Below are 8,920 nucleotides of genomic sequence, written 5' to 3'. Positions count from 1 at the left end.
ATTGAAATATATGACAAAAAGTGGCACACAACGCCCATGGAGATAAAACAAAATCGACAATGTAAGTTATGCAGATATACTAGAAATTTTAAAAATTATCCTACGAGCGGCTGGTCGCCGAGGGCTATCTGACCGCCCGGGTGGGGTCGGGCACGTTCGTGGCCTCGGTGCGCACGGGCCGGGCGCCGCGCCGGGCCGCCACCGACCCGCTGCGCCCGCGGACCGGATGGCACTTCGAGCCGCTGCCGGTCAGCGCGGACGACGACAAGCCGAGGTACGACTTCCGCACCGGCATCCCGGACGCCGAGCTGTTCCCGTTCGACACCTGGCGGCGGCTGGTCGCGGCGGAGGTCCGGCTGCGCGCCAACAGCCCCGGCACGTACGCGGAACCCGCCGGGCACCCCGCCCTGCGCGCCGCGATCGCCCGCTATCTCGGGGTGTCCCGCTCGATCCGGGTCACCGCGGCCGACGTGCTGGTCACCAACGGCACCCAGCACGCGCTCGACCTGATCGCGCGGGTGCTGCTCAAGCCCGGCGACGTGGTGGCCGTCGAGGAGCCGGGCTATCCGCCGGCGCGGCGGCTCTTCGACTCCTTCGGCGCCCGCGTGGTGGGCGTGCCGGTGGACGACGAGGGCCTGGTGGTGTCGGCTCTGCCCGCGGCGACCCGGCTGGTCTACAGCACGCCGTCGCATCAGTTCCCCCTCGGCCGGCCGATGAGCCTGGCCCGGCGGCACGCACTGCTCGACTGGGCGCGACGCCGGCCGGCCGCGATCGTCGAGGACGACTACGACAGCGAGTTCCGGTTCTCGGCCCGGCCGCTCGAGCCGCTGTACGGGATGGGCGACGCCGACCGGGTGCTCTACCTCGGCACCTTCTCGAAGAGCATGCTGCCGATGGTCCGGACCGGCTTCGTGCTCGCGCCGGCGTCGCTGCGGGCGGCGCTGGTGGCGGCGCGGCAGCTCAGCGACGGCTACGGGCAGATGGCGGTGCAGGCGGCGCTGGCCCGGTTCATCGACGAGGGCCAGCTGGCCCGGCACGTGCGGCGCGCCACCAAGGAGTACGCGGCCCGCCACGCGGCGATCGTCGCTGCGCTGTCGGCGATGCCCGAGCTGGAGGTGATCCCGTCGGCGGCGGGCCTGCACGTGACCGCGTTGCTCCGCTCGGGCGACGCGGCGCGGGCGGCCCGCGTGGTGGCGGGCGCCGCGCGGGCCGGTGTGGCCCTGGACGACCTGACCATGTACTTCGCGGCCCTTTGCTCTGCTTCCGGAGAGGAAGCAGATCCCGGGACATCCGCCGCGTCTGCCGCCCGAGCCGCCCAGGTCAGTGGCACCTCCCGGACGCGCGCTCCACGCGCGGAAGCGGGGGCAGTGCCTGGATCTGCTTCCGCAGAGGAAGCAGAGCAAAGCGGTCAGCGGTCTGTTGCGCAGGCCGGGTTCGTGTTCGGGTTCGGCGCCACCCACTCCGCCACGATCGGCGACGGGCTGGCGATCTTCGCCGAGGCGCTGCGCTCGGCCTGAGCGGCGGCCGCGCGGCGGTCACGGCCGGCGCTGCGGTCACGGCCGGCGTGGTAGGCGATCGCCGCGGCCGCCAGGACCAGGCTCAGCAGGGCCGGGGCGCCGTTCAGCCAGAGCAGCCCGAGCACCGCCACGAAGGCGAAGCCCGCGACGAGCCGCGAGCGGCCGGTCAGCAGCTTGACCGCGGCCGCCGTGCCCAGCACGTACACGAGGGTGAAGCAGCCGGTGACCAGCAACATCATCGTGTGCAGGTCGACCGGCAGCAGCACCGACGCGCACCCGCCCAGCGTCACCACGGCCAGCGATCGGCGCGGCGTCCCGCTCAGGCCGGCCGGCAGGGAGAGGTCGCGGGCCAGCGCCACGCCGAGCCGGGACGCGCCCGCCATGTACGCGTTGACCGCCCCGATCGTCAGTAGCACCGCGATCACCGCGGTCAGCACCCGCACCGGCCCGCCCAGGCCGACCGCCAGCAGGTCCGCGAGCGGGGCCGTGCTGGACGCCAGCGCCGGGCCCAGCACCAGCACGCTGGTCAGTGCGATCGACAGGTAGAGCAGCCCGACCACGACCACCGCGATCATCGTTGCGCGCGGCACGTCGCGGCGCGGGTTGCGGTAGTCCGCCGACAGCGAGGCGATCGCCTCCCAGCCCGCGAAGCCCCAGACCAGCAGGGCCGCCGCCGCACCCACCCCGGCGAAGCCGTGCGGCGCGAACGGCCGCAGGTTGCCGAGCTGCGCGTGCGGGAGCGCGGTGACCACGGTGATCAACAGCAGGGCGGCCAGCACGCCGGCCAGGATCAGCTGCACCCGGCCGGAGATCCGCAGGCCGAACCAGTTCATCGTGAAGACCACGGCCATCACCACGAAGAAGGTGCCCAGCACCGTCGTGCGCCCGCCGCCCAGCACGTCGGCCACATAGCCGCCGGCGAAGGCGGCCGCGGCCGGTGCGCCGAGCGGCACCGCGAAGTAGAAGATCCAGCCGACCGCGGCCGAGGCCCGCGGCCCGAACGCCAGCCGCACGTACGTGGACACGCCGCCGCCGTCCGGGTGCCGCGCGCCCAACGCGGCGAAGGTCCAGGCCAGCGGCGCCGACAGCAGGATGAGGGCCACCCACGCGACCAGGGACGCCGGGCCGGCCACCGCGGCCGCCAGTGCGGGCATCGAGATCACGCCGGTGCCGAGGACGGCGCCGGCCGAGAGGGCGGTGCCCTGCGACACGGTCAATCTGCTCATGAGATCGACTCTAGGCAGTCATTGGCCCCCGAACGGAGCCAATCCTGGCCCTTCTGAATGGGCCAATCTCAGACGCCGAGGCGGGCCGTGCGCAGCCGCTCGGCGACCTCCGGGGGACCGTCCACGTCGACCCGTGCGGCCCGCTGCCGGCCGAGCAGGAACATCGCGAGCTCGCCCGGCTCGCCGGTCAGGGTGGCGACGGGGGAGTCGCCGACGGTGATCTCGCCGTATCCCGGGGACTTCAACGCCACCGGGATGTGCAGCTTGCGCAGCCCCATCCGGCCGGTCAGCTTGACCGCCTTCCACAGCGCCGCCTGCTCGCCCTCGTCCAGGACCCGCGGCGACCAGTCCGGCACGCCGCGCCGCACATCCTCGTGGTGCACGAAGAACTCCACGGTGTTGCTCAGCTCGTCGACCAGCGGGTTGCTGACGAGGCTCCACCACGGCGGGTTGCGCACCTGCTCGACCACCCGCTCGTACGGCTCGGCCGCCTTCTGCTTGCGGACGTGCTCGCCGTGACCGGCCAGCGGCGGCACCAGGACCCCGGCCATCGCGTCCGGCCGCCGGTCCCGCACCACCAGGTGGGCGGCCAGGTCGCGGGTGGTCCAGCCGGCGCACAGCGTGGGCCGGTCGGGGCCGGCCTCGAGCAGCAGGTCGGCCAGCCGGCGTCGTTCCCGGCGCGCGTAGTCGGTCATCAAACGATCGTATGGGCGCCGGCCGGGCGCCGCCCGGTGTGGCCGCCGACACAACATAAACAGTGTGAACGTTCCCAGCGAATTGGGCAGGATGGATTGCGGTAAGGAGCACGAGCGGCGGGAGTGGTTTACACGGTGACGGGCAGGGCGAGCCGCGACGTACTCGGCCGAGGACTGCGGGTCCTCGGCCGCGCCATCCGCACCGAGCCGCGGCTCTTCTGGATCGGCGTGGCCGGCAGCAGCCTCTTCGGCGGTCTGGTGATCGCCAACGCGTACGTGGTCGGCTGGGTGATCGGGCACGTGGTGGTGCCCGCGTTCAGCGAGGGCCGGGTCGGTGCCGCCGAGCTGGCGATCATCGCCGCCACCTTCATCGGGATCAGCCTGCTGCGGGTCGTCACCATCTTCGGCCGCCGCCTGGGCGCCGGTTACATGCAGTTCCGGCTGCAGGCCCGCTATCGCCGCGCGGTCACCCGCCGTTATCTCGCCCTCCCGCCCGCCTGGCATCAGCGGCACGCCACCGGCTCGCTGCTGTCCAACGCGAACTCCGACGTCGAGGCGGCCTTCGTGCCGATCGCGCCGCTGCCGTTCGCGGTCGGCACCATCGTGATGATCGTCATGGCGGTCGTGTCGCTGTTCTTCACCGACTGGGTGCTCGCCCTGGTCGGGCTCACTCTCTTCCCGGCGCTGTTCGGGCTCAACCTGATCTACTCCCGCCGGATGTCGCCGCGGCAGATCCGGGCACAGCAGCTGCGCGCCAAGGTCAGCGCGGTCGCGCACGAGAGCTTCGACGGCGCGCTGGTGGTCAAGACCATGGGCCGCGAGGCCGACGAGTCGCGCCGGTTCTCCGTCTACGTCCGCGAGCTGCGCGACGCGCTGATCTCGGTGGGCCGGCTGCGCGGCCTGTTCGACCCGGTGATGGACGCGCTGCCCAGCGTCGGCACCCTCGCCGTGCTGCTGCTCGGCGCCTGGCGGCTGCGCACCGGTGACATCAGCGTCGCCGAGCTGGTCAGCGTCGCGTTCCTGTTCACCGTGCTGGCCTTCCCGGTGCGCGCGATCGGCTGGGTGGTCGCCGAGCTGCCGCGCAGCGTGGCCGGCTGGGAGCGGGTGCAGGCGGTGCTCGGGGCCGGCGGCGACCTCGCCTACGGCTCGTCCGCCGCGCCCGGTGCCGGTCCGGCCGGGATCGTCTTCGACCGGGTCGATTTCGCGTACGCGGACGGTCCGCGCGTGCTGCACCAGGTCAGCTTCGAGGTGCCCGCCGGCCGGACCGTCGCGCTGGTCGGGGCCACCGGGTCCGGCAAGTCGACGATCGCGTCGCTGGCCGTGCGGCTGGTCGACCCGGCGAGCGGCCGGGTCACCGTCGAGGGCGTCCCGCTGCCGGAACTGTCCGGGGAGGGGCTCGCCGCGACCAGTGCGCTCGTACCCCAGGTGCCCTTCGTCTTCGACGACACGATCCGGGGCAACATCACGCTCGACCGCGAGAGTGTCGACGACGCCGACGTGTGGGCGGCGCTGCGGCAGGCCCAGGCCGACGGGTTCGTGGCGAAGCTACCCGACGGGCTCGACACCGAGGTCGGCGAGCGCGGCACCTCGCTCTCCGGCGGGCAGAAGCAGCGGCTGACGCTGGCCCGCGCCCTGGCCGGGCACCCGCGGCTGCTCGTGCTGGACGACGCGACGAGCGCGGTGGACCCGCGGGTCGAGGCGGCCATCCTGTCGTCGCTGCGCGGCGACGACGGCGGGGCGTCGATCCTGGTGGTCGCCTACCGCCGGGCCACCATCGCGCTGGCCGACCAGGTGGTGTTCGTCGAGCGCGGCCGGATCGCGGCCATCGGCACCCACACCGAGCTGATGGCGACGGTGCCCGGGTACCGCGACCTGGTCACCGCGTACGAGCGGGCCGAGGCGCTCGAGGAGGAGGTGCGCGCATGACCGCCGTCACCACCGCACCCGCCGCCGCACCCGTCGCCGCACCCGGGGCGATCGCCACCGCCCGCCGCGGCTTCGCGTTGTCCCCGGAGTTGCGCACCGGCCTGGCCGGCACCCTGGCCCTCGCCGTCGTGTCGATGGCCGGCCGGGTGGCCGTGCCGATCGCCGTGCAGCAGGGCATCGACCGCGGCATCCGTGCGCCCGGCGGTCCCGACCTCGGCGTCGTGCTCACCGTCGTGATGATCACCCTCGCCACGCTCGTGGTGACCACCACCTGCGGCTACCTGATGACCAGGCGGCTCTTCACGGTCAGCGAGACCGCGCTGGGCGGCCTGCGGTCGCGCACCTTCCGGCACATCCACGACCTCTCGATGCTGCACCAGCAGTCCGAGCGGCGCGGCACGCTCACGTCGCGGGTCACCACCGACATCGACCAGATCACCCAGTTCCTGCAGACCGGCGGCGTGATGCTGCTGGTCACCTCGGGCCAGCTGATCGTCACCACGATCGTGATGCTCGTCTACTCGTGGCAGCTGACCCTCGTGGTGTTCGCGGCGTTCCTGCCCGCCGTGGTGGTGATCCGGCTGTTCCAGAAGCGGCTGGCGGTGGTCTACCGCAGCGTGCGGGAGAACACCGGCGCGCTGCTGGGTGCGATCGGCGAGAGCGTGGTGGGCGCGGTGGTGATCCGGGCGTACGGCGTGGCCGGCCGCACCGAGAAGCGCCTCGACTCGGCCATCGACCGCCTGCGCGTCTCCCAGCAGCGGGCCCTGCGCACCAGCGTCACCGGCTTCTCCACCGGCGAGCTGGCGGCCGGCGTGGCGCTGGCCGCGGTGGTCGTGGTCGGCGTGCTGCTCGGCCTCGACGGCGGCCTGAGCGTCGGGCAGCTCACCGCGTTCCTCTTCCTGGTGACGCTCTTCATCCAGCCGGTGCAGATCGCCACCGAGGTGCTCAACGAGGCGCAGAACGCGGTGGCCGGCTGGCGCCGGGTGCTCGACGTGCTGGACATCGAGCCGGACGTCGCCGACCCCGACGACGAGGGAGTGAACCTGCCCGCCGGGCCGCTGTCGGTGACCTTCCGCGATGTGGCGTACCGGTATCCGGGCGGCCCGATCGTGCTGGCCGACGTGGACCTCACGATCGCGCCGCGTACGAAGGTCGCGGTGGTGGGTGAGACCGGCAGCGGCAAGACGACCTTCGCCAAGCTGCTCACCCGGCTGATGGATCCGTCCTCCGGCGAGGTGCTGCTGGGCGGGGTGCCGCTGACCACGGTCCGGTTCTCGTCGCTGCGGTCGCGGGTGGTGATGGTGCCGCAGGACGGCTTCCTCTTCGACGCGACGGTGGCCGAGAACGTGCGCTTCGCCCGGCCCGAGCTCACCGACGAGCAGCTGGAGCTCGCCTTCGTCGAGCTGGGGCTGGCCGACTGGGTGGAGGGGCTGCCGCACGGGCACGCCACGCCGGTCGGGGAGCGTGGCGAGGCGTTGAGCGTGGGGGAGCGGCAGCTGGTCGCGCTCGTGCGCGCGTACGTGGCGGATCCTGATCTTCTGGTGCTCGACGAGGCCACCAGTGCGGTGGACCCGGCCACGGAGGTCCGGCTGCAGCGGGCGCTGGATGCCGTGACGCGGGGCCGGACGACCGTGGCGATCGCGCACCGGCTGTCCACCGCCCAGTCCGCCGACGAGGTGATCGTCGTGGATGCGGGCCGCGTCGTGCAACGCGGCCCGCACGCCGAACTGCTCCGGGACACCGACTCGATCTACGCCAAGCTGTACGCGTCCTGGGTGGAGCAGACCAGGTAGTCGGCTCGACTCACCGCGCGTAGAACTCGACCACCAGCTGCTCGTCGCAGACGACCGGGATCTCGGAGCGCAGCGGCTCGCGGATCACGGTGGTGCGCAGCTCCTCCAGGACGGTCGACAGGTACGGCGCCGTCGGGCCGTCGAGGTGCGCGCCGGTCGCGGCGACCTGGAACGGCGTCTTCTGCCGGCTCGACTCGCGGACCTCGACCACCTGGCCGGGCTTCAACCGGTACGACGGCCGGTCCACCTTCTTGCCGTCCACAGTGAAGTGGCCGTGCGCGACGTGCTGCCGTGCCTGGTAGATCGAGCGGGCCAGCCCGGCGCGCAGGACGGTCGCGTCCAGCCGGCGCTCGAGCAGGGTGACCATCGTCTCGCCGGTCTTGCCCTCGCCGCGGTGGGCGTCGTCGAACGCCTTGCGCATCTGCGCCTCGCTGATGTTGTACTGGTGCCGCAGGCGCTGCTTCTCCAGCAGCCGGACCTGGTAGTCCGAGGCCTTGCGCCGGCCACGGCCGTGCACCCCGGGCGGGAACGGGCGCCGCTCGAAGTACTTCACGCACTTGCGGGTCAGCGGGATGCCGAGGGCCCGAGAGATGCGGGCTTTGGGTCGGGAATTGTTCACGGGTCTCCTCGTCGGACGCGAGCTTGAGGCTGGATCCCTGTTACGGTTAGCCTCACCTAACAAAGGATAGCCTAACCAGGCCCCGGAGGAACGTCTCATGCAGCCCACCCATGCCGAGGTCGCGCGTACGCTCGCGGCCGGCCACCTGCCCGCCAGCGCGCACATCGCCTGCCGACAGGGGCCGTTCCCGGTGCGTCACGTCGCCGACGGTCAAGGCCGGTTGCTGCTTCTCTCCCCGGCCGACGGGGTGCTCAGGGCGGCGTTGCACCCGGCCGAGGGGACCGACGACACCGCGCTGGTGCTCGACATCGCCGACATCCCACCGCTGGCCGGGGCGCCGTCGAACGGCCGGGTCTGGGTGGCCGGCTGGGCGCGGCTGCTGACGGGTGAACAGGCGCGGGAGGCGGCCCTCGACTACGCCGACACCGACCCGGCGCCCGACCTGCTCGACGTGGGCACCACCCAGGTCCTGCACCGGATGGAGGTGGCCGAGGTCCGGTACGAGCGCAACGGGAAGCTGGTCGACGTCGACCCCGACGAGTATGCGGAGGCCGGCCCCGACCCGCTGCGCACGATCGAGTTCGACCTGATCGCCGACCTCGCCGACCACCACCGCGCCGAGATCACCGGCTACATCCGCCGGCAGCTGGGCAAGGCCGCCGAGCCGGACGACACGCCCGAGGTGGTGCGGCTCGACCGCTACGGCTTCGTGGTGCGGACCGGCCGGAAGCTGGCCCGGCTCGCCTTCCCGCGCCGGGTCGAGGACCGGCACGACCTCGCACACCTGCTCCACCCGGTGCTCTGCCACCGCTGCGGGGCCTAGATCACGTCTCCGGTCAGGTACCGCTGGATCGTCGGGCCGATCGCGCGTACCAGTGTCTCGGGGTCGGCGGAGGCGACCGGCTCGACCTTGAGCACGTAGCGGATCATCGCCAGGCCGCTGATCTGCGTCGCGACCAGCGACGCCCGCATCGGCGCCTCCTCCTTGGGCAGGCCCAGCTCGGCCACCGCCCGCCGGAGCACCTGCGTGACGACGAATTCGCGGAGCAGCCGGGCGGTCCACTCGTTGCTCATCGCCGAGCGCAGCATCGCCACCGCCGCGGCGCCGGCCGGCGAGTCCCACACCGAGATGATCAGCCGCACC

At 72.6% G+C, this 8,920-nt stretch carries 7 protein-coding genes and 1 pseudogene; 4 read left to right on the top strand and 4 right to left on the bottom strand.

Annotated features, from left to right (window positions below; all coding sequences use genetic code 11):
* The first annotated feature begins 140 nt into the window (after positions 1 to 140).
* The gene (locus AB0M20_RS14360; protein ID WP_364298077.1) at positions 141 to 1,517 is read left to right on the top strand and encodes a PLP-dependent aminotransferase family protein; all 1,377 of its coding nucleotides are present in this window, start codon (positions 141 to 143) and stop codon (positions 1,515 to 1,517) included.
* Here the strand turns inward: AB0M20_RS14360 and AB0M20_RS14355 are convergent.
* Together AB0M20_RS14355 and AB0M20_RS14350 are read right to left on the bottom strand one after the other, a co-directional pair.
* Positions 1,409 to 2,743, bottom strand: coding sequence for an amino acid permease (locus AB0M20_RS14355; protein WP_364298075.1), 1,335 nt, complete (start codon positions 2,741 to 2,743; stop codon positions 1,409 to 1,411). The two genes, AB0M20_RS14360 and AB0M20_RS14355, sit on opposite strands and share 109 nt — an antisense overlap.
* Positions 2,744 to 2,811: 68 nt before the next feature.
* Entirely contained in the window at positions 2,812 to 3,438 is a 627-nt protein-coding gene (locus AB0M20_RS14350) for a TIGR03085 family metal-binding protein (RefSeq protein WP_364298073.1), read from the bottom strand.
* A gap of 135 nt (positions 3,439 to 3,573) precedes the next feature.
* On the opposite strand from AB0M20_RS14350, the gene AB0M20_RS14345 reads away from it, so the two are divergent.
* Entirely contained in the window at positions 3,574 to 5,364 is a 1,791-nt protein-coding gene (locus AB0M20_RS14345) for an ABC transporter ATP-binding protein (protein ID WP_364298071.1), read from the top strand.
* Positions 5,361 to 7,157 carry an ABC transporter ATP-binding protein gene (locus tag AB0M20_RS14340; protein WP_364298069.1) on the top strand — a complete coding sequence of 599 codons (1,797 nt, stop codon included), beginning with the start codon at positions 5,361 to 5,363 and terminating at the stop codon, positions 7,155 to 7,157. Before AB0M20_RS14345 ends, AB0M20_RS14340 begins: the two co-directional genes overlap by 4 nt.
* A gap of 10 nt (positions 7,158 to 7,167) precedes the next feature.
* Here AB0M20_RS14340 and rpsD read toward each other — a convergent pair whose 3' ends face one another.
* Positions 7,168 to 7,776 carry a 30S ribosomal protein S4 gene (gene rpsD / locus AB0M20_RS14335; RefSeq protein WP_364298067.1) on the bottom strand — a complete coding sequence of 203 codons (609 nt, stop codon included), beginning with the start codon at positions 7,774 to 7,776 and terminating at the stop codon, positions 7,168 to 7,170.
* Positions 7,777 to 7,873: 97 nt separating this feature from the next.
* Here rpsD and AB0M20_RS14330 point away from each other — a divergent pair, with 97 nt between their 5' ends.
* Positions 7,874 to 8,599 (top strand): DUF2470 domain-containing protein, encoded by a 726-nt coding sequence (locus AB0M20_RS14330; protein WP_364298065.1) that lies wholly within the window; start codon positions 7,874 to 7,876, stop codon positions 8,597 to 8,599.
* Here AB0M20_RS14330 and AB0M20_RS14325 read toward each other — a convergent pair.
* Positions 8,596 to 8,920, bottom strand: a pseudogene (locus AB0M20_RS14325) (TetR/AcrR family transcriptional regulator); the annotation flags it as partial. The gene AB0M20_RS14330 and the pseudogene AB0M20_RS14325 overlap by 4 nt on opposite strands.

Origin of the sequence: Actinoplanes sp. NPDC051633, from assembly GCF_040681735.1 — a bacterium.
In the GTDB taxonomy this organism is placed as follows: domain Bacteria; phylum Actinomycetota; class Actinomycetes; order Mycobacteriales; family Micromonosporaceae; genus Actinoplanes.
Note: the sequence above shows the minus strand (reverse complement) of the source record. Positions and strands in the feature narration are given on the sequence as shown.